Here is a 19,325-nt window from a genome sequence, read left to right on the forward strand (position 1 = left end):
GGTTGTTCTGTCATCGGAGTGTTAGTGTAAATATTTATTAGTTGAACTTATATCGTCAGTCAGAAGAAGAGAAAGAGGTAGGTCATATGCAGCTTAGAAGAGTGAGAATTGTTGGAACAGGCAAGTATTTGCCTGAACAGGAAGTAACCGACGAGGAGTTAAATCGCCGTTTGCAGGTGCCTGCGGGCTGGGTCAGCAAAGCAACAGGTGTAGGTGTTCGCCATTACGCTTCGGGTGTAGAGACCTCTTCCTTCATGGGAGCGAGGGCTGCCGAAGCCGCACTTGCCGATGCGGGATTGACGTTCGCAGATATAGACTGTCTGGTATGCACGAGCGGTACGAAGGAACAACCTTTACCCAGTACGGCGGTATTCATTCAGCAGGCGATGGGACAGCAGGATTCAGGTGTACCGGCTTTTGACATCGATGCGACCTGCTTAAGTTTCCTGAACGGGTTGGATGTTATCTCCTATATGGTGGATGCCGGGCGTTATAAAAGGGTGCTGCTTGTAGCTACGGAGATCGCTTCAAAGGGGTTGAATTGGTCGAACAAGGAAAGTGCTGCCCTGTTCGGTGATGGAGCTGCTGCTGTGATTATTGAACGCTCTGCTGAAGGAGAGTCTTCGCAGATTGTGCACGCCTCGCTGAAAACATACAGCCGCGGCGCGCGGTTATCAGAAATTGCTGGTGGGGGCACTCGTCTGCATGCCTCAAATTATGTGGCAGAGCAGCCGGAGCCCTATCTTTTTCATATGGATGGACAGGCCATCTTCCGTATGGCTTCCAGGTTGCTGCCAGCATTTATTGACGATATGTTGCAAGCAACCGGTAATCAGATGAAGGATTTCCAATTGGTAATTCCGCATCAGGGAAGTGCCATGGCGATGAGGCTGATCCGCAAGAAGCTAGGAATCGAAGAGGAACGTTTTATGGACATTACACGAAATCATGGCAATACCATTGCCGCTTCCATTCCGATGGGTCTGCATGAAGCGATCAAGCAGCAGCGCATTCAGAGGGGAGATCGGGTGCTAATGATCGGAACAGCCGCCGGATTATCACTGGGAGGACTTATTTTTGACTACTAGATTCATGAAGAATGAACATCAAGCATCTACGTCCTTAAATGTGCTGCTCACGGGCGGCCGGGCTCCGGTAACCCTCGATTTGGCGCGAATGTTTCATCGTGCAGGTCACCGGGTTTACGTCGCGGAGAGCATGGTGCATCATTTGTGCAGATTGTCGAGTGCGGTGGAGCAGTGCTTCATGGTTCCATCTCCACGTCATGAAACAGAGAATTACTTGTTAGAGATGGAGAGTCTGGTTCAAACCTGGCAGATCGACTTGTTGATTCCAATGTGTGAAGAAGTTTTTTATATTGCTCAAGGAGCAGAGCGACTGCGTGATCACTGCCGTGTACTTGTTTCGCCTATAGAGCAGCTGCATGATTTGCATCATAAATATCACTTTATCCAGCTTGCAAAGTCGCTTGGTCTTTCGGTTCCAGATACCCGTCTGATCAACAGTCGGCAGGAGTGGAGGGAAGCGCAGGCTGTTCTAGAAATAGAGGGGGAATGGGTATGGAAGCCCGTATACTCCCGTTTTGCTGCCAGAGTTCGTATGCCGCCGATATCCTCCACAACAGACTTTGATGGAGACGCACCTGATCAGAAGATATACGCAGGTAAAATGAAGCAGCACCGTTTGCGGAATGATCCTCCTGGTGACACGGAAATATCCTCGGCTTCCCCTTGGGTTGCACAGGCTTATGTTGCCGGGCAAATGTTATGTACATACAGCGTAGCTTATGAAGGGAAAATCGTTGCTCATACGACCTACGACAGTCGCTATCGAACGGGTAGCGTAGGGGCGAGTGTTTTTTTTGAACATGTGGAGCATGAAGGAATTTACGAGTGGGTAAGGCAATTTGTACAGGCGACAGGGCTTAGCGGGCAGATTGGTTTTGATTTTATCGAAACAGAGGACGGACAAGTGTATGCTATTGAGTGTAATCCGAGGGCGACCAGTGGAATCCATTTGTTTCACCCTGGTGATGGCTTGGTACGTGCTTTAATTGCACCAGAAGAACTGGTGAAAGCAGCAAAGGTGATCATCCCCAAGCAAGGAAGCAAAGCGATGTTGATGCTTCCGATGTTGGGAAGTGGATTGCAGCAGCTCTGGGGGAAGGGCAGCCTGCGGACATGGATGACAGCCTGGCGGGGAACGAGAGATGTGGTGTATCTGAGACTCGATATGAAACCTTTGTTTGAGCAATTTGCAATTGTACTCTCCGCCTGGCGTCTGGCAAGGAAACATAAGTTTTCGCTGACTGAAGCTTTGACTCACGACATAGAATGGAACGGTGAACAACGATGAATAGAGCTTTGGTTACAGGAGCAACCGGATGTCTGGGCAGGCATCTGGCGATACGGCTTGCAGAGCAAGGCTGGGAAGTTACGGGGATGGGGCGCCAGCTAAAGCACGGTGCACAGCTTGAGGCAGCAGGCATTCGATTTTATAACGGAGATATACGGGATCAGGCGGCGGTGATTGAGGCCTGTTCGGGTCAGGATGTTGTGTTTCACTGTGCGGCGTTATCGTCGCCATGGGGCAAATATCGGGATTTTTACAGCAGCAATGTGGAGGGGACACAGCATTTGGTGGACCGTTGTATGAAAGGTGGCATACAGCGCTTCATTCATGTATCAACGCCGAGCTTATATTTTAACTACAGTCCGCGATATGACATACATGAGAATGACCCCTTGCCATCCAAACCAGCTAATCATTATGCAGCCACCAAGCGGCTCGCTGAGCAGGTGGTTTTACAGGCTCATGCCAAGGGACTTCCATCGATCATGATTCGTCCGAGAGCTATTTTTGGCCCGTATGACCAGACCCTTTTTCCCAGAATCGTAGCAGCAAATGGCAAATCGGGTGTACCTATGATCGGAGGCGGACAGGCACTCATTGATCTGACTTGTGTGGATAACGTGGTGGATGCGCTGTTGTTATGCAGGGATGCCAAGACAGAAGCGCTGGGTCGTGCCTACAATATTTCCAATGGAGATCCGAGACCGTTCCAGGATTTGGTGAGAAAGTTATTTGGAATGCTGGAAATGCCTTTACGCCGTCGAAACATTCCCTACAGAGCAGCATACGGAGCAGCCTCCGTGCTGGAACGTGTACATCGCTTGATTCCTGCGTTAGGTGAACCTCAATTGACGCGTTATACGGTTGGTTCGTTATCTATCCCGCAGACGCTGGATATTACGGATGCCCGTAAGAAGCTGGGGTATGTACCTCGGTTGACCATTGATGAGGGGTTACAACAATTTGCTAACTGGTGGAGGGCTGAATCATGCTGACAACAACTTCGGTAAAGCTTCATCTGGGCGCAGCAGGTTACTGTACACATCCGGAGTTTCTGACGATGCGTGGTGGAAGTTTGCGTCCGGTGGCCTTTCCGGCCGGCTTTGCGTGTATCATTCATCCTGTACATGGTCCGATTCTGTTGGACACGGGATATAGCTCCCGTTTTTTCAAGGAAACCGCTCATTTGCCAAACGCGCTGTACCGTCATATTACACCTGTGGTCTATCGTGAAGAAGACAGTGCGGTACATTTTCTGGCTCGTTTAGGGCTGAAAGCATCGGATATTCGGTACATCATCCTCTCGCACTTTCATGGGGATCATATTGCAGGTGTGCGGGATTTCCCACAGGCGCAATTGATCTATCTGCCAAGAGCCTATGACGCCGTGCGTTCACTTGGACCCATTGCGGCTGTAAAGGCAGGCTTTCTGCCCGGCCTGCTGCCAGAGGACTTTGATGCCCGATCATTGCCTGTTACGAAGCAGCCGGAGCGATGGGTGAGAGCGGGTGAGGATTTTCCTTTTCCCGAGGTATACGATATTTTCGGTGATGGCAGTCTGCTGGGTGTTGACGTATCGGGTCATGCGGAAGGCATGATGGGAATTTTGCTTAGTACGGAGTCGCATGACTATTTTCTGTGTGCGGACGCGGTGTGGTCGAGTCGTGCTTTTCAGGAACAACGCAGACCTCACAAACTCGCTGGAATTATTATGTCGGATCGTCAGGCGTATCGAAGAAACTTTGACAGACTCGTTCAGTTGTATCAGCAGTTTCCAGCGATTCGGATTGTGCCTAGTCATTGCCGTGAAGCGTTGAATGCTTGGGGTACAGAGGGTGAGCACATATGAGCAGTACACTGCGGATTGTCTATCATTATGCACTTGCAAGGGGATTGAGAAAATGGAAAACACGAGCGCAGCTTGAACGCTGGCAGGAACGCCAGATCATTCAGCAAGTGGAGCGGGTTCGTAAAAAGTCATCTTTTTACCGGGAGTGGTGGGGTGATGTTGCTGCATCCAACTGGAGAAGCTTTCCGCTAATTGACAAAACGATCATGATGCAGCATTTCGATCGGCTCAACACAGTGGGCATTTCCAAGGACGAGGCGATGGCTCTCGCCGGGGAGAGCGAGGAAACGCGTGATTTCAAGCCATCGGTTCAGGGAGTGACGGTAGGCTTGTCCTCAGGGACATCAGGCAACCGGGGGCTGTTTCTGGTGAGTGATCAGGAGCAGGATGCTTGGACAGGGACTGTGCTGGCCAAGCTCCTGCCTGGCGGACTGTGGAAGCCGGCCAAGATCGCCTTTTTCCTGCGAGCCAACAGTAATCTGTATGAATCCGTGCAGCGGGGTAAGCTGCAATTTCAATATTTTGATCTGCTGGAGCGTGTCGATACCTTGGTTGAACGTATGGAAACATACCGACCCACCATATGGGTAGCGCCGCCCTCCATGCTGAGAATGTTGGCTGACGCTTATACGTCAGGCACATTGACCACTGTACCGGACAAAATCATTTCGGTTGCTGAAGTGCTGGACCCGCTGGATCGCAAGGTGCTGGAGAGTGTTTTTGGGCAAACCATTCATCAGGTGTACCAGTGTACTGAGGGATTTCTGGGCGCAACCTGCCGCTTCGGCACTTTGCATTTGAATGAAGATATCGTTCATATTGAAAAAGAGTTCATTGATCCCACGACCCGGAGGTTCGTGCCTGTGATCACGGACTTCTCCAGAACCTCACAGCCGATTATCCGGTATCGGCTGAACGACATTCTGACCGAGGCAGCGGTTCCTTGTGCCTGTGGGTCTTCGTTCACTGCCATTGAGCGGATCGAAGGCCGGTGTGATGACACGCTTTATTTTCCACATCGACAAACGGGCGAAGCCGTACCTGTATTTCCGGATTTTGTTACGCGTGCAGTGATTGCAGCCTCTCCGGCTATTGAGCATTATCGGGTCGTACAGCGAGGTAACGGGGTGTTGGAAGTATCACTTCGGCTTGGAGGAGGAAAAGGGATGCAGCAGGTGGAAGCCAATGTGAAGCGGGAGATGACGAAGCTGGGAGAGCGGCTGGAATGCACGGTACCCGAGATCGGATTCGTTCCTTATACGTTTGAACCGGGAATAACGAAGCTGCGCCGAGTGGAGAGACAGCACACTTGAGTGAAGCGTTTTGATGATAGTCTTAACGAAGGAAAATCCATCGAGGGAAGAGGTGAAGCAGATGACAGAACAGAAGATACAGACAGAGGACGATCATATACAGGGCGAAACAGGTTCAACCGTGGGGAAACCGGAAGAGTTCGACTCAAACGCTCCTATTGCGTTAATTACCGGGACATCGAGTGGGTTCGGTATGCTTACGGCGGTTACGCTGGCTAAACAAGGATATCGTGTTGTGGCAACGATGCGAGATTTGAGTCGGAATGCGGAATTGGTAAGGCTGGCGGAGCAGGCGGGCATCTCGGATCGGTTACAGGTTATTCGGCTGGATGTAACGGTTGCTGATTCGGTGCAGGAGGCTGTTCAGACGGTACTTCAAAACTATGGGCGGATCGATATGCTGGTGAACAATGCAGGATTTGCACTTGGCGGATTTATTGAGGAAGTATCCATGGATGATTGGCGTCGGCAAATGGAAACGAATCTGTTCGGCTTGATTGCCGTTACACGTGCGGTCCTGCCAGTCATGCGTGAGCAAAAGCAGGGATTGATCATCAACTTGTCCAGCGTCAGTGGATTGTCCGGTTTTCCAGGTTATGCGCCGTATGCTGCATCCAAATTCGCCGTGGAAGGTTTCACGGAAAGTTTGCGTCATGAGATGTCTTCGTTCGGCGTCCGGGGTGTGCTCGTAGAGCCGGGTGCTTATCGTACACCCATATGGAGTAAAGGTTTGGGTGAAATTCACAGGAGCGAACATTCTCCATATAAAGATAAGCTGGATGCGGTTCTTCGATATTCCCAGCATGCTGGGAATACTGCACCTGATCCGCAGGAAGTGGCCGATCTGATTGCTCGCATTGCACGGATGCGTGCACCAAGGCTTCGTTATGCGCTGGGCAAAGGTTCGCGTTTGCTTATCATCGGCAAGCTGCTGCTTCCCTGGAAATGGCTGGAGTGGATTATTGCGCGTGGACTGAAGTAGGGCAAAATGCACTCAACTAATATGCTGGGGGTAAAGAGCTATGTTCGAAATCATCGTCATTATTTTACTGCTATCCATTGTTGGCCTGCTCTTCCGTATCAACAGTAAACTACCAGAACGTGATTGGGTGAAGGAAGCCATGGAGCGGGATGCGTCGAAATAAAAAACACTGGAGGGCTTCATATGAAAATCGCTTTTGTTTTGTTTGATGGTTTGACTTTCCTTGATTTTGCAGGATTTTATGATGTGATCAATCGGTTGAATTTCTTTGAACAAACCAAAGGCACAACGTGGGAAACATGTGCGATGACAGATCAGGTTACGGACGAATCAGGCCTAACGTTGAAGGTGGACCGGGTGAAGCCTAATTTGGCGGAATATGATCTCGTTTTTGTGCCTGGTGGCATGGGAACACGTAAGCTTCGATTCGATGAAGCTTTTGTGGGCTGGCTGAGACAGGCCGAGAATGTTCCACTGAAGGTATCTGTGTGCACAGGCTCTCTGCTGATGGGGGCAGCGGGGTTTTTAACAGGTAAAAAAGCAACAACGCATCCCAATGTCTATGAACTGCTTGAGCCATACGTTGCCGAGGTGATTCAAACCCGGATTGTGAAAGACGGAAATGTGATTACAGCCGGCGGGGTAGCGACGTCCATTGATCTTGGGGTCTATGTTGTAGGTTTGCTTGCAGGCCAGGAAGCTGCAGATAATGTGAAGCTCCAGATCGATTATCCTTATGACATGCAGGGAGTGGTTGAAGCATGAATGGAGGTCAAAAGGAGAACGTGTTCATCCTTCGCAATTTACGCAGAGATGAGGCAGAGAAATATTGGCCTTTACGGCTGGAAGCGCTGAAAAAACATCCGGAAGCCTTCGGGGCTTCATTTGAAATGTCCATTCAGCTTCCCATGAGTGAAGTGCAGGAACGTATACATAATGAAGCTGATGATTACATTCTGGGTGCATATACAGAAGAAGGCATCCTCGCAGGAACGATGGGGTTCAAAAGAGAACATGGACTAAAGCTGAGGCACAAAGGATACATCTGGGGAGTTTATGTCTCACCGTCTTATCGTGGATGTGGACTTGCTTCCCGCTTGCTCCGCGAAGTGTTGGATCGGGGCAGGGAATTGGAAGGCATAGAGCAAATCAATCTCAGTGTGGTTACCACAAACGGGTCAGCAAGGCGATTGTATGAGCAGCATGGATTTGAAACCTATGGCATTGAGCGCAATGCACTGGTCGTTCAGGGAAAAGGTTACGATGAAGCGCATATGACGTACTTTTATGCTGAGCGTCGTTTGAATATGAGCGATGAGCATGTTGAAGCAGGTGGTGACTTATGACGGACACGGTTCAGCTTGAACTTGACGGCATTCCTTTTGAGTTAAAAGAACCTCATTCATTCGAGTGGATCGCGCGCCTGGGTACTGTATTCCGTGTGTTTGATCAGCAGGATTCCGGCAATTTGTCCTTTGGTATTCTGGGTCTGGACCGAAAGCGGATATTCGTGAAATATGCTGGAGCGTGCACGATACATGCGAACAGTATAAGTGCACCTGCCGAAGCGATTCATTATTTGAAATCATCCGTTTCCATATACGAAGATTTGACACATGACACATTGATTCATTTAAAAGACCATTTTGCAACGGAACATGGCTACGCCTGTGTATTCGATTGGGTGGAAGGAGAATGTCTGCATTCCCATTGGGATTTTCCACCACCAGCCAAGTATGAGGACCCTCGTTCCCCTTATTATCGATTCAGACAGCTTTCGGTAAAGACACGTATTCAGGCGATGGAGCGTATTTTGGATTTTCACATCGAAGTGCAACGGAGAGGATATGTGGCTGTCGATTTTTACGATGGTAGTCTGATCTATGATTTTGACAAACAAACGATGAAAATATGTGATATTGATTTGTATCGAAAGGGCTCTTTCACGAATACGATGGGACGGATGTGGGGATCATCCCGGTTTATGTCTCCTGAGGAATTTGAATTGGGTGCACCAATGGATGGAATCACGAATGTGTTCAACTTAGGAGCGATGGCTTTCTCCCTGCTGGGTGGAGAGTTGGATCGTTCATATGCCAGATGGGATGCGGGAGAAGCGTTGTACCAGGTGGTTATTCGAGCAGTAGACCCTGAGCGGGCAAGTCGTTATACATCGGTTGCTGAATTGGGTGAAGCATGGAAAAAAGCCGTGCTGCAGGATCAATAAACGATATTGAATCACTGTCTAGATTTTAAAGTCCTCAAATATATTACTCATACGCAATTGTGCACATTTGATTCGTATCTGCACGGGATATACCGTATAATGGAAATTAATGAGGGGGTATAGCCAATGTGCAAATATACGATATCAGGATTAATAACTGATTTTCTGAAGAAGCATGACGCTCGAAAAAGAAGTGTAGGCGAACCATTATTACAGAGGTTCATACCGTAGTTATGGATCCCATTTCAAACTTTTCACCCATGGATATGATGAAAATTCAGGCAAATACATTGTATACGATGGACAATCAGAAGCGTCTGTTAAGTATTAACGAACCGGATGGTGGGCAGGCTCCAGCCTTATTTATAGGGATAACTTCTGTCGGGCAATGCTCTTATTATCATGAGCAGTTGCCGCTCACTCTGATTGAGGAGCTAGGCTGTGACACTGAGCTTCCGCTCGATATTGCGAAGCTGATTCGGAGAGTGGAGACGTTTAAGCCAGTGAAGAGTGTATGGATGGGCCCGGCTTATGCATTTCCCGAGAAGTGCGGCGAATGGCATCCGAATGTTCAGCTTATAGAGAGTCATCGTACTTTTCTGCTGGAAAAGCATTTTCCTAATTTAATAGAGCATCTGCATGAAAAAATGCCCGTTATTGCTTATGTTATGGAGGATTCGGCTGTCGCTGTATGTTGTTCGGCCCGTGTATCCCAACAGGGTGCTGAGGCTAGTCTGTATACGGCGCCTAATTTCAGAGGACAGGGTTATGCAGCGGAGGCGGTAAAGTGCTGGCAGTATTATGTTAAAGAGAGCGGGCGCATTCCAATCTATAGTACATCATGGGATAATATAGCTTCACAAACTGTTGCCCGGAAACTGGGACTAATCCAGTTTGGTGTGGATTTCAACATCACGACTTCGTCATAAAAGATGCAATCATTTGTGTTAAATGAAGGACATCAATCCGCTGTGTTGAAACTTGGGATCAAAAGTTGTTATTGCAGCAATGATTAGGAATTTTGTACAAAAGAACCTGCAATAAGTCATTGTAGCGCATATCCGTATCTATCGGGATGAGTATAATTATGATCATAGCTTTGTCGAGTTTATTGAGAGTGCCGTTCATAAGTTTGAGCAGGGACAGGAGTGATTCCATGATTCGCAAACGTATTGCAAGCGGCACGGTGATGCCGTGTGCAGTGTGGATGTTGGTAGCATGCTCGAATCAGGCGGAAAGTCATGACGTGAGCTGGAAAATTGATAGCAATCTTCAGCAAATCGTGAACGAAACTGAGATTCTGACCAGCAGTAATCCAGGTGACTATATTGCTGCTAATACAGAGGCGTATGCACAGATTCTGGATACGGGTGAAGAGGGACTGAACGTTCTGATTCAGCAACTGGAGTCCAGTGCAGATAATGGCCTTAAGGAATGGCTTATGGCTCAGGCAAGTACGGAGCTGCTCGGAGAGCGTAACCCCGTGGAACGCTGGCAAAGTGGCAAAGACTGGCTCAGACAGTATAAAATAAAGGTAGAATAATGGCTCATCATCATTAGTGCATGACTTACAGCGAAGGTTGTGGAGGGAACGGAATCGATTCTGAAGAAGCTCAAGAAAATTTGGAGATAACAGCGATCGAAAGAACGATCCGTAACCGAAACGATCACTGCAGGTCGTCAAACGTTAACGTCTGTGATGACCCAGAATAACATAACTCACCTCCCAGTCATCATGAGCAGGAATGAGAGGTTCCAGGAACCTGAAAGAATACGTTATAGAGGTGAAACCCTTGAAGAAGAAAATTGCATTTTTTGACTCGGGAATCGGTGGTTTAACCGTCTTGCATAAGGCTTTGCATCAATTCCCTGAAGAAGCGTTTCTGTATTATGCCGATACATTGCATGTTCCTTATGGGACCAAGTCCGCCGATGAGGTTAGAGGACATATCTTCAATTGTGTGGAGGCTATTGTTCAGGAAAATGTGCAAGCGATCGTGATTGCCTGCAATACAGCGACCAGTCTGACCGTAAAGGATTTGCGTGCCAAGTATGATATCCCAGTTATCGGGATGGAGCCTGCTGTGAAACCAGCTGTGGAAATGAATCGAAGAACCGGCAAAAGAGTGCTTGTATTTGCTACAGCCCTGACTTTGAGTCAAACGAAATATCATGAATTGGTATCCCGTGTGGATGATCACCATAGTGTTGATTCCATTCCATTACCAGAACTAGTGGAATGGTGTGAACAGTTGGATTTTGATCCACAGAAGATTGCGGCATATTTCCGCCTCAAACTGACTGATCTTGATCTGAGCTTATACGGTACAGTTGTACTTGGCTGCACGCATTATCCGTTCTACACTTCGATTCTTCGTACGGTTCTGCCAGATCATATTCAGATTATTGATGGTAGTACGGGAACAGTTAACCGCTTGAAGCAGCTTCTTGGGTTGGCAGAACAAAAGGGCGTGTGGACAGAGGATAAGGTTACTTTTCTTAGTTCATCTGGCCGTTCGGAAGACCAGAAGAATATGAGAATTGCACTCCAATATCTGGAGAAGTATTGAATGTAAATTGAATCAACAGGAGGTGAGGGGCGATGCAGGCTATTTATCTCATTCGTCATGCCAAAGCAACAGGGCAAGAACCAGACGCCGAGCTTACGGATGAAGGACTTCATCAGGCCGAAGAACTTGCTGAGATGTTGGCGGAGCACCCAATCCAATACATTCTGTCGAGTCCGTGGAAAAGGGCACTTCAGACCGCTGCCCCACTGGGCAAAACCGTCCTGCAACATATACATACGGATGAACGTCTTCAAGAAAGGGTGCTTAGTTCCCTTCATCTGGATAATTGGATGGATGTGCTTGAACGTACATACACGGACGAAGACTGGACAGAAGAAGGTGGTGAATCTTCTCGTTTGGCGACAGCTCGGGGCCTTGAGGTGCTGGACGAGCTGTGGAGCAGGCCGGAGCATAGCGGGGCTGTGATTACACACGGCAATCTGTTATCTCTGCTCATCCGCAGTCATAATGCATCCTTTGGATTCGAGGAGTGGAAAAATCTATCTAATCCTGATGTATATGTCCTGGAAAAACAGCAGGGGGATAAAGTTACACACAGCATTCGCCGTATATGGCGAAGTTAAACATAAAGAGAGTGCTCCAGCGATTTTTGAGATCGGCTAGAACACTCTTTTCAGTTTACGATGTTGGTTTTACAAAGCGGCAACTAATAACATCACCCAACCGGCCAAGAAAGCTACTCCGCCCAGGGGTGTGATCGCCCCCAGTTTTCGAACGCCAGTTACGCTTAGGACATATAGACTGCCTGAGAACAAGAGGATGCCGGCGAATAGCAACCATCCAGCCAGCAACACAAGAGATGGCTGCTCCAGTCGATCAGCGAGCAGTCCGAGCAGGATGATTCCGATTCCGTGAACAAGGTGATACTGAACGCCAGTCTCGTATATTTTGATCATGTCAGCAGACAATCTGCGTTTGAGCGCATGTGCACCGAAAGCTCCAAGGGCAACAGCAAGAAACATCATGATACTTCCAAGTATAATCAAGGTCTGCATGTGGTCTTTTCTCCTTTTAATAGTATTAAGCAGAATATTTCTGCTCATTATGACGCTTATAGCTTACGCAATTGAATGCGCTGAATCGAATGGTCCGCTTCTTTTTTCAAAATCAGTCTGGCTCGTCCTTTAGTTGGCAGGATATTTTCGTGCAGGTTTTTGGCATTAATATCTTTCCAGATCTGACTTGCCGTAAGAACAGCCTCATCTTCTTCCAGATTGGCAAAACGACTGTGGAAGAAGGAATTCTCATTCTGAAACGCTGTATTGCGTAGCAACTTGAAACGTTCAATGTACCAGTGACGGATATGCTCCTCTTCCGCATCGATATAGATGGAGAAGTCAAAAAAATCACTGACCAACAGTGGGGTTTCCTTTTTAACCTGGAGCACGTTAATTCCTTCAATAATGAGGATATCCGGCTGACATATGGCATTTTCTTCACCTGCAATGACGTCGTAGGCAAGATGGGAGTAAACGGGAGCCATCACTTCGGGTTTGCCTGATTTGACATCACCCATGAACTGAATCAGTGACTTGATATCGTAACTTTCCGGGAATCCCTTCCGGTTCATAATGCCTTTCTCTTGCAGCACGGCATTAGGATACAGGAAACCATCCGTTGTGACCAGATCCACCTTGGGATTTCCTTTACCTCTTGCAAGCATAGCCTGGAGCAGGCGGGCAGTTGTACTTTTGCCCACGGCAACACTGCCCCCAATACCGATAATGTAGGGAGCGTGATGTGCTTCTTTTTTAAAAAAAGATGCCGTTAAGCGATTCAGCTCTCGTGAAGCACCTGCATATAAGTCAATAAAGTGGGTAAGAGGTAGATAAATATCCTCAACTTCTTGAATGGATACCTCTTCATTTAATCCCTTTAGCTGTTCCAATTCCGCTTTCGTTAGTGGAAGAGTGGTCTGATATTTCTTCAAGTCAGCCCATTCCTTGCGGTTAAACTCGGTGTAAGGAGAGTATAAATTCATGAGATCCCGCTTTCTGTATGTAATGTTATGTTGGCACAATCATTAGTGTACCAAATTTCAGGGAACTGACAACACCTTTACATTGATGGCTCCATTAGTATATTCCCTGAAAGTTGAATGAAAAGCAACTTATAGGAAATTGTAAACCAAATTATGTTAAAGTCAACGTATACCATGCGGGAGGGTGACAGCAAATGATCGTATATGAGAGAGAGCATGATTTTGTTTTGACCGCACAGCATGAACATGGACTAGTAGCCGGAGAAATGGCTTCCCATTGGAAAACGGAATTGTTAACTGATGAAGCTCATCGAGAAGATCTGATTTTTGCCGCAAAAGAGCATGATCGGGGATGGATTGAACTGGATTCTGCTCCATTCTGGAATGATTATAGTCAGATACCGTATTCGTTTCGTGATTTCCCGCTACGTCCAAGATTTGTATTTTACCGTAAAGGTATTGAAGAGGTTCGGGAGAAAAACTTGTACGCCGGGTTGTTGTGCAGCATGATGTATACAGATTTGTTTCAAAACAACCTTGGTGCTAACGCCAATGATGATGAAGACATTAGGGAATATCTGAACGATGAACGGGAGCATCAGTTACGTATGGAACAGCAGCTTGGTGGTGGTGAAGCGTTGAAGCTTAGGCTGAAACATGATTTAGAAATTATGCTATTTTGTGATCAGCTCAGCCTTTTTCTCTGTATGGAGGAACCCGGAACACCTGCTGCACGTTATGATTTTTTCGCTGATGGACTGGGCTCTACCTTCGATGCCTGTTCAAGGCAGCCCATTCAGGCCGAGTGGCTTTCCAATGAGAAAGTAGGATTGTCTTTTGTGCCGTTTGATGAGGACTTTACAGTCGTTATGCCTTACAAATCGGTGCCGAAAGCAAGTATTCGCAAATTTGGTCTGCTGCAGGCTTATCGCCGTGCCGAGTGGAAAGAGCGTCGGGTGTTAATTACAGGCATGAGCTGAGTGGCGCATATTTGATATTTGGTTCAGTATTGCATACATCATAAATAGGCGGGCTTCCGAAATTTCCGGTGTCCGTCTTTCGTATGCGTTTATATCAAAATTGACGTTGCAGATAATCAGGAAAGTTCAGAGAGATTCGGAATAGAGATTGAAGCAGGAGAATCTATCTATGTACCAGAAGTGTTAGTGTACAACGAAGTATATAAGCTTAATTCTATGTATGAATTGCAATGGATTAGGTTCTGTATAAGGCAACTGGGAGGATAAACATGGACATTAGAACTGAGATTTTAACGATGTGTATGATATGGGACAAACAAAATGATCAGGTGCTATTAATGAATCGACCCAACCAAAAAGGATTTCCGGGATACATTGCTCCTGGAGGGAAAGTTGATTTTCCAGAAAGTATTGTGGATGGTGCCGTGCGAGAAGTTAAAGAGGAAACAGGACTTGTGGTGAAAGAGATTACATACAAAGGTCTTGATGAATTTTGTGATCCGGAGCAAGGATTGCGTTATATGGTATTTAATTACGTGGCTACTTCTTATGAGGGGGAGCTACTGAGCGAGCCGCCTGAAGGTGAACTGTTGTGGGTGTCTTTAGGTCAAGCGCTAGAACTGCCTATGCAGGATTGGTTTGCGGAACGTTTCCCACGATTTTTTCAAGCAGGTACGTTTGAGCGGAGTGTAATATGGGAGAAATCAACCGGACGTACACTGAAAGAGACGTTTATGGTGTATAGTGATTCGGTTCTTGAATAAAGTGAAGTCAAATAATTCAAAACGCTCAGGAGGCGGAAGAAAATATGGGATACCAGCATGCACTGGAAGGATACATTGCAGCGACAAATACACATGACTTTGATGAGGTAAGCAAATGGTTATCACCGGATGCCGTATATTGGTTTACGGGAACGTCTTGTACTACCCTTAACGAAATTCGGGCTTATTTTGAAAACGCTTGGGAGACAGTCAAGGATGAGGTATATCGTGCAGAAGATGTCACGTGGATTACGACTGGCGAAGAGCAGGCAGTCTGTATTTATACCTATCACTGGAAAGGAATGTATCAAGGGCAGCTGGCTGCTGGAAAAGGTCGGGCTACCAATGTATTTGTTGCAGGCATCAACGGAGAATGGAAATTAATACATGAACATTTAAGTGCGGGTGAATAACGTGAGGAATAGAACGTTGCGTTGTTATAACAGTCTACTTGAATAAAGCTAATAATTAAGCTTCTATCTGATGCATGCCTCATATTTTATCAGCCAATTCTATATATTTATATCCAGATATTATGATATAATGAAGTTTACTTTTTAAAAGGAGAGGACTTGCTATTATGGATATTACATTTCGTGAATCCCTTGAGGGAATAGAAATCGACCAACTTAGCGGGGCTTTTTTCGAAGGTTGGCCAAACCCTCCATCTACGCCTACATTTCTGAAGTTGCTGGAACAATCCTATGCTGTCGAACTGGCTATTGATGAAGAAACCGGAAATGTGGTGGGCTTTATTCAAGCGATTTCAGATGGAGTTCTTAGTGCATATATTCCCTTATTGGAAGTGCTTCCAGAGTATCAGGGTAAAGGTATCGGAACAGATCTCATCAAGCGTATGTTTAATCGTCTGGGTGATCTCTATATGATTGATCTTTTGTGCGATAACGAGCTCCAGGAGTTCTATGAGAAACAGGGCATGCAAAAAGCATCTGGCATGGTGATTCGTCATTATCAAAATCAGGCTGGAGCGGTAAATAGCTAATAGATTTGGTGAATGAGATGGTTGAAATAAAGTATAAAAATCGTTCCGGAGTAACCTGAAGTTATAAAAAGAGAAAAATATGAATTCAGACTACAACATTTATATACGGAAGGTTGTTATATATTTGGTAACTAGCCATACATAGGCTTCTGCAAACGGGACGTAAATGAATATGTACGAGGAAAAGGTGGAGATTGGTGTGAAATTGTCGTTCCGGATTTTGGACTGGGAAGAAGAAAAACCTTATGAACTTTTATTGATGGCTGATCCGTCCAAAGCCATAGTTGACGAATATCTGAGTCGCGGTGTTTGCTTTATCGCTGAATATGAAGGAGAAATGGTGGGAGAGTTTGTTTTGCTTAAGACGCGTCCAGAGACGGTAGAGATTGTTAATATTGCCGTACAGGAAGAGTTACAGGGACAGGGCGTTGGCAAACACATGATCAAGGAAGCGATAGAAGCAGCACGCAAGCTCGGTGGTCGAACGATAGAAATTGGGACAGGCAACTCAAGTTTTCATCAGTTGAAGCTGTATCAACGCTGCGGTTTTCGCATTATAGGGGTCGATCGGGACTTTTTTGTGAAACATTATGAAGAAGAGATTATCGAAGATGGTATTCGCTGCGTCGATATGATTCGTTTGGCTCTGGATCTGGATACCGTGGCAGAGGAGAACAAGAAGTGAAGATATACCGCCTGAAATCAGAGGATAGTCGCAGCATTACCGCTTATGGCAGTGAGGGAGCAGAGATTACGCCGATACTCCGAAGCACAACAGCCTGCCACGTAGCACAACTGAAACTGTCTGCAGGAGGAAGTGTAGGTTTGCATCCAGCAGTGGGTGAGCAGGTGTTTCTGGTGCTTGAAGGGGAAGGTTGGGTGGAAGGTGAGACAGGCGAACGGGTAGCTGTACGATCGGGAGAAGCCGCGTATTGGACTAACGGAGAGAATCATCAATCTGGATCGAACAAAGGACTAACCGCATTGTTGATTGAGGGCGAAGAACTAATTGTTCGGTTTTCGCTAGAGGAGGGAGACTCTTAGATAGGGGCTGATGATTTGAGTGTTTGGGTCATTGTTATTATTATTGGGGTGATTTTTACTCCATCGTTCTATCAGATGAATAAGCGTATTCGTAGATTGGAAGAGCAGGTTAGATATCTTTCAGACGAGAGGAAGAACCTTTAAGTGGATCGGTACACACACATGGGAGTATACGGTTTAGTCACTTGGGAGCAAAAATTCCTGTTAGTTCATAAGGCAAGAGGAGCCTATACGGGGAAATGGGATTTGCCTGGAGGAAGATTGGAATTTGGTGAGCAACCGGAGACCGCTCTGCACCGTGAGATTGAAGAGGAGACAGGCCTTTACAATCTACAATTGGTGATTCGTTCTGCGGAATCGAACGTATTGGAGTGGGTTTACGAAGGCCAGCCGGAAGAGCTGCACCATATTGGAATTTTATACGATGTATATTTGACAAGCGAAAGTCGGCCTTATGAGATCAAAAGGGAACCGGATGGCGAAGATTCGCTGGGCGCACAATGGTTTACTATGGAAGAGGTTGGAGCGTTATCGTTGACGCCATTTGCAGAGTATATGATTAACAATTTTAATAGAAACCTACTTTGATTTGAATTTTAGGACTGGTCAAATGGAACAGAATCGTTTATTCTGTGATAGAATACAATTTTTTTTCAACTGAATAGGACTGACACCTTAAAGCATAAGGCTATGAATCTGCGGATTCGTGGCCTTTTTTTGTGTTTTTTAGGGGTGAATTGGGTCTTTGGAAGGGGAGGTTGCATGCCTTGTAGGGATGGGGATTGCTGAAAAATAATACCAATAGCCTAGATTTGCATGGTAGAATATTGATGAATATTACAAATTTAGGTTTTGGATTGAAGAGTAGTACGAGTGCTGAAGAAGCAGAATTTTGCCCCATACTAAGGTACATAGGAGAGTGATTAGATTGAAGAAAAAGATGAGATTAGCTGATAGTAAGTCAAAAAGGAATGTGTTGATAGTCGGATTGTTGACGACGGCTTTGCTGGCAGGAACGCTGCTGACTACTGGAACCGTGGGTCTGATGTCTACTGTGGATGCTGCTACAAGCACGAATGGAGCGGGTACAACGGCTTCTGCACTTACGAAGTTCAAAGATATCAAAGGGCACTGGGCGCAAGCTACAATTGTTAAAGCCTATGATAAAAATCTGATCTCCGGGTATCAGGATGGTACGTTCCGCCCCAATGCCAAAATCACTCGTGGTGAGTATGCCACCCTTCTCAGCCGTGCAACCAGCTTGGAAAAGGTACAAGGCGAGAATCCTTTTGCTGATCTCAAGGGACACTGGTCTGAATCCGCTGTGACACAGTTGGTGGGCCAAGGCTTTATTAACGCTAATGATTATCCGAAAGGATTCAACCCCAATGCCGAGCTGACACGCTACGAGATGATGAAATGGATTGCGAACGGACTGATCAAGTCCGGAACTAGTTTCAAGGATGCTTTTGACGATAGCAAAAATACACTGCTACCTACCCCTGAAGTAAATCGGGGAACGATTCGTGCAGAACAAATTCCTTATCTTGCACTTGTTCGCGGCACTGGCATTGTGGGTGGATTTGAGGACGGTTCCTTGAAGCCTGCTGATCCAACAACGCGAGCCGAAGTGTCTGCTATTTTGCTGCGTTATATGGATGTTGAGGGCACGGATGCAGGGAAGTACAGTGATTTGAATGAAATGCGCGAGGTTGGTACGACTGGAACGAATTTAACGACGATTAGTAATTACTTTTATACTAAAAATTCTGTTACGGTAAGTGATCTATCTAAGGGAGATATAAAGTTATCTAATAATTCAGGAGTGCTCACGTTTCATAGGTTTATAGTAGTGAAAGTTCAAAATGGTAAACCTCAAGGAATATACACCAAACTATTTGTGGAACCCAAAATTTCAAGTGGTGATTACTATTTAACATTTGCAGATCTATCTTTTACATCAAACACAGATAACACAGATTTAATAACCTATAGTAGTGGTCTGAATAATGGTTTATTGAAGTTTAGAAGATTAGATTTAGATTATGCAAAAAAGAACGGATTCACTACCATTCCTAACAGTCCTAAAGAACTCATTACTAAGGGCAAAAAAGTTAGGTTCTGGACTAGATCATCTTTAGATTTCAAGAATGGGACGTATCATATCACTTCGGAGAATATAGGAGAAATGAAAATACAAAATATGTACTATTAGTGA

At 46.3% G+C, this 19,325-nt stretch carries 24 protein-coding genes; 22 read left to right on the forward strand and 2 right to left on the reverse strand.

What is annotated here, in order from left to right; genetic code table 11:
* Positions 1-86: 86 nt before the first annotated feature.
* From HP548_RS31835 to HP548_RS31895, 14 genes are all read left to right on the forward strand, one after another.
* Positions 87-1,088 (forward strand): beta-ketoacyl-ACP synthase III, encoded by a 1,002-nt coding sequence (locus HP548_RS31835; protein WP_175383909.1) that lies wholly within the window; start codon positions 87-89, stop codon positions 1,086-1,088.
* Entirely contained in the window at positions 1,078-2,376 is a 1,299-nt protein-coding gene (locus tag HP548_RS31840) for an ATP-grasp domain-containing protein (protein ID WP_246318283.1), read from the forward strand. Before HP548_RS31835 ends, HP548_RS31840 begins: the two co-directional genes overlap by 11 nt.
* Positions 2,373-3,368 carry an NAD-dependent epimerase/dehydratase family protein gene (locus HP548_RS31845; protein WP_175383910.1) on the forward strand — a complete coding sequence of 332 codons (996 nt, stop codon included), beginning with the start codon at positions 2,373-2,375 and terminating at the stop codon, positions 3,366-3,368. Before HP548_RS31840 ends, HP548_RS31845 begins: the two co-directional genes overlap by 4 nt.
* Positions 3,362-4,222: an MBL fold metallo-hydrolase gene (locus tag HP548_RS31850; RefSeq protein WP_175383911.1), complete on the forward strand. Its 861-nt coding sequence runs from the start codon at positions 3,362-3,364 to the stop codon at positions 4,220-4,222. Before HP548_RS31845 ends, HP548_RS31850 begins: the two co-directional genes overlap by 7 nt.
* Positions 4,219-5,535: a F390 synthetase-related protein gene (locus HP548_RS31855; protein ID WP_175383912.1), complete on the forward strand. Its 1,317-nt coding sequence runs from the start codon at positions 4,219-4,221 to the stop codon at positions 5,533-5,535. The genes HP548_RS31850 and HP548_RS31855 overlap by 4 nt, the downstream gene beginning before the upstream one ends.
* A 61-nt stretch (positions 5,536-5,596) precedes the next feature.
* Positions 5,597-6,517, forward strand: a complete 921-nt coding sequence (locus tag HP548_RS31860; RefSeq protein WP_175383913.1) for an SDR family oxidoreductase — start codon at positions 5,597-5,599, stop codon at positions 6,515-6,517.
* A gap of 40 nt (positions 6,518-6,557) precedes the next feature.
* Positions 6,558-6,680 carry a hypothetical protein gene (locus tag HP548_RS33815; protein WP_256336659.1) on the forward strand — a complete coding sequence of 41 codons (123 nt, stop codon included), beginning with the start codon at positions 6,558-6,560 and terminating at the stop codon, positions 6,678-6,680.
* Positions 6,681-6,700: 20 nt separating this feature from the next.
* Positions 6,701-7,282, forward strand: a complete 582-nt coding sequence (locus HP548_RS31865) for a DJ-1/PfpI family protein (protein ID WP_175383914.1) — start codon at positions 6,701-6,703, stop codon at positions 7,280-7,282.
* Positions 7,279-7,863 carry a GNAT family N-acetyltransferase gene (locus HP548_RS31870; RefSeq protein ID WP_175383915.1) on the forward strand — a complete coding sequence of 195 codons (585 nt, stop codon included), beginning with the start codon at positions 7,279-7,281 and terminating at the stop codon, positions 7,861-7,863. Before HP548_RS31865 ends, HP548_RS31870 begins: the two co-directional genes overlap by 4 nt.
* Complete coding sequence (locus HP548_RS31875; RefSeq protein ID WP_175383916.1) at positions 7,860-8,744, forward strand: serine/threonine-protein kinase; 885 nt, start codon at positions 7,860-7,862, stop codon at positions 8,742-8,744. The genes HP548_RS31870 and HP548_RS31875 overlap by 4 nt, the downstream gene beginning before the upstream one ends.
* 299 nt (positions 8,745-9,043) lie before the next feature.
* A complete protein-coding gene (locus HP548_RS31880) occupies positions 9,044-9,673 on the forward strand; it encodes a GNAT family N-acetyltransferase (RefSeq protein WP_175383917.1) in 630 nt (209 codons plus the stop codon).
* A 227-nt stretch (positions 9,674-9,900) separates the two neighbouring features.
* Positions 9,901-10,287 carry a hypothetical protein gene (locus HP548_RS31885; protein ID WP_175383918.1) on the forward strand — a complete coding sequence of 129 codons (387 nt, stop codon included), beginning with the start codon at positions 9,901-9,903 and terminating at the stop codon, positions 10,285-10,287.
* 202 nt (positions 10,288-10,489) lie between these two features.
* Positions 10,490-11,314, forward strand: coding sequence for a glutamate racemase (gene murI, locus HP548_RS31890; RefSeq protein WP_175383919.1), 825 nt, complete (start codon positions 10,490-10,492; stop codon positions 11,312-11,314).
* A gap of 32 nt (positions 11,315-11,346) precedes the next feature.
* Positions 11,347-11,898, forward strand: coding sequence for a histidine phosphatase family protein (locus tag HP548_RS31895; protein WP_175383920.1), 552 nt, complete (start codon positions 11,347-11,349; stop codon positions 11,896-11,898).
* Positions 11,899-11,967: 69 nt separating this feature from the next.
* Here the strand turns inward: HP548_RS31895 and HP548_RS31900 are convergent, their stop codons facing one another.
* Both HP548_RS31900 and coaA read right to left on the reverse strand, forming a co-directional pair.
* Positions 11,968-12,330 carry a DUF423 domain-containing protein gene (locus HP548_RS31900; RefSeq protein WP_076289959.1) on the reverse strand — a complete coding sequence of 121 codons (363 nt, stop codon included), beginning with the start codon at positions 12,328-12,330 and terminating at the stop codon, positions 11,968-11,970.
* A 56-nt stretch (positions 12,331-12,386) separates the two neighbouring features.
* A complete protein-coding gene (coaA, locus tag HP548_RS31905; protein ID WP_175383921.1) occupies positions 12,387-13,316 on the reverse strand; it encodes a type I pantothenate kinase in 930 nt (309 codons plus the stop codon).
* Positions 13,317-13,510: 194 nt separating this feature from the next.
* On the opposite strand from coaA, the gene HP548_RS31910 reads away from it, so the two are divergent.
* From HP548_RS31910 to HP548_RS31945, 8 genes are all read left to right on the forward strand, one after another.
* Positions 13,511-14,296, forward strand: a complete 786-nt coding sequence (locus HP548_RS31910) for a DUF3891 family protein (RefSeq protein WP_099854901.1) — start codon at positions 13,511-13,513, stop codon at positions 14,294-14,296.
* Between the two features lie 269 nt (positions 14,297-14,565).
* A complete protein-coding gene (locus HP548_RS31915) occupies positions 14,566-15,060 on the forward strand; it encodes an 8-oxo-dGTP diphosphatase (RefSeq protein ID WP_175383922.1) in 495 nt (164 codons plus the stop codon).
* 44 nt (positions 15,061-15,104) lie between these two features.
* Complete coding sequence (locus tag HP548_RS31920) at positions 15,105-15,473, forward strand: YybH family protein (protein WP_175383923.1); 369 nt, start codon at positions 15,105-15,107, stop codon at positions 15,471-15,473.
* 167 nt (positions 15,474-15,640) lie between these two features.
* The gene (locus HP548_RS31925) at positions 15,641-16,063 is read left to right on the forward strand and encodes a GNAT family N-acetyltransferase (protein ID WP_217504874.1); all 423 of its coding nucleotides are present in this window, start codon (positions 15,641-15,643) and stop codon (positions 16,061-16,063) included.
* A gap of 166 nt (positions 16,064-16,229) precedes the next feature.
* Positions 16,230-16,748: a GNAT family N-acetyltransferase gene (locus HP548_RS31930; protein WP_409347689.1), complete on the forward strand. Its 519-nt coding sequence runs from the start codon at positions 16,230-16,232 to the stop codon at positions 16,746-16,748.
* Positions 16,745-17,107 carry a cupin domain-containing protein gene (locus tag HP548_RS33570; RefSeq protein ID WP_175383925.1) on the forward strand — a complete coding sequence of 121 codons (363 nt, stop codon included), beginning with the start codon at positions 16,745-16,747 and terminating at the stop codon, positions 17,105-17,107. The genes HP548_RS31930 and HP548_RS33570 overlap by 4 nt, the downstream gene beginning before the upstream one ends.
* A 162-nt stretch (positions 17,108-17,269) precedes the next feature.
* Positions 17,270-17,695 (forward strand): NUDIX domain-containing protein, encoded by a 426-nt coding sequence (locus HP548_RS31940; RefSeq protein ID WP_217504875.1) that lies wholly within the window; start codon positions 17,270-17,272, stop codon positions 17,693-17,695.
* Between the two features lie 385 nt (positions 17,696-18,080).
* Entirely contained in the window at positions 18,081-19,322 is a 1,242-nt protein-coding gene (locus tag HP548_RS31945) for an S-layer homology domain-containing protein (protein ID WP_343054958.1), read from the forward strand.
* The last annotated feature ends 3 nt before the right edge of the window (positions 19,323-19,325 follow it).

The sequence above is a fragment of the Paenibacillus taichungensis genome, assembly GCF_013359905.1.
In the GTDB taxonomy this organism is placed as follows: domain Bacteria; phylum Bacillota; class Bacilli; order Paenibacillales; family Paenibacillaceae; genus Paenibacillus; species Paenibacillus taichungensis.

Bases quoted from the DNA above. Each gene is read 5' to 3' on its own strand.
- HP548_RS31930 (WP_409347689.1), top strand. From the start codon at position 16,230: ATGAATATGTACGAGGAAAAGGTGGAGATTGGTGTGAAATTGTCGTTC.
- murI (WP_175383919.1), top strand. From the start codon at position 10,490: ATGAGAGGTTCCAGGAACCTGAAAGAATACGTTATAGAGGTGAAACCC.
- HP548_RS31880 (WP_175383917.1), top strand. From the start codon at position 9,044: ATGGACAATCAGAAGCGTCTGTTAAGTATTAACGAACCGGATGGTGGG.
- HP548_RS31910 (WP_099854901.1), top strand. From the start codon at position 13,511: ATGATCGTATATGAGAGAGAGCATGATTTTGTTTTGACCGCACAGCAT.
- HP548_RS31855 (WP_175383912.1), top strand. From the start codon at position 4,219: ATGAGCAGTACACTGCGGATTGTCTATCATTATGCACTTGCAAGGGGA.
- HP548_RS31860 (WP_175383913.1), top strand. From the start codon at position 5,597: ATGACAGAACAGAAGATACAGACAGAGGACGATCATATACAGGGCGAA.
- HP548_RS31920 (WP_175383923.1), top strand. From the start codon at position 15,105: ATGGGATACCAGCATGCACTGGAAGGATACATTGCAGCGACAAATACA.
- HP548_RS31865 (WP_175383914.1), top strand. From the start codon at position 6,701: ATGAAAATCGCTTTTGTTTTGTTTGATGGTTTGACTTTCCTTGATTTT.
- HP548_RS31940 (WP_217504875.1), top strand. From the start codon at position 17,270: ATGGGAGTATACGGTTTAGTCACTTGGGAGCAAAAATTCCTGTTAGTT.
- HP548_RS31885 (WP_175383918.1), top strand. From the start codon at position 9,901: ATGATTCGCAAACGTATTGCAAGCGGCACGGTGATGCCGTGTGCAGTG.
- HP548_RS31895 (WP_175383920.1), top strand. From the start codon at position 11,347: ATGCAGGCTATTTATCTCATTCGTCATGCCAAAGCAACAGGGCAAGAA.
- coaA (WP_175383921.1), bottom strand. From the start codon at position 13,316: ATGAATTTATACTCTCCTTACACCGAGTTTAACCGCAAGGAATGGGCT.
- HP548_RS33815 (WP_256336659.1), top strand. From the start codon at position 6,558: ATGTTCGAAATCATCGTCATTATTTTACTGCTATCCATTGTTGGCCTG.
- HP548_RS31875 (WP_175383916.1), top strand. From the start codon at position 7,860: ATGACGGACACGGTTCAGCTTGAACTTGACGGCATTCCTTTTGAGTTA.
- HP548_RS31835 (WP_175383909.1), top strand. From the start codon at position 87: ATGCAGCTTAGAAGAGTGAGAATTGTTGGAACAGGCAAGTATTTGCCT.
- HP548_RS31850 (WP_175383911.1), top strand. From the start codon at position 3,362: ATGCTGACAACAACTTCGGTAAAGCTTCATCTGGGCGCAGCAGGTTAC.
- HP548_RS31925 (WP_217504874.1), top strand. From the start codon at position 15,641: ATGGATATTACATTTCGTGAATCCCTTGAGGGAATAGAAATCGACCAA.
- HP548_RS31845 (WP_175383910.1), top strand. From the start codon at position 2,373: ATGAATAGAGCTTTGGTTACAGGAGCAACCGGATGTCTGGGCAGGCAT.
- HP548_RS31915 (WP_175383922.1), top strand. From the start codon at position 14,566: ATGGACATTAGAACTGAGATTTTAACGATGTGTATGATATGGGACAAA.
- HP548_RS31900 (WP_076289959.1), bottom strand. From the start codon at position 12,330: ATGCAGACCTTGATTATACTTGGAAGTATCATGATGTTTCTTGCTGTT.
- HP548_RS31870 (WP_175383915.1), top strand. From the start codon at position 7,279: ATGAATGGAGGTCAAAAGGAGAACGTGTTCATCCTTCGCAATTTACGC.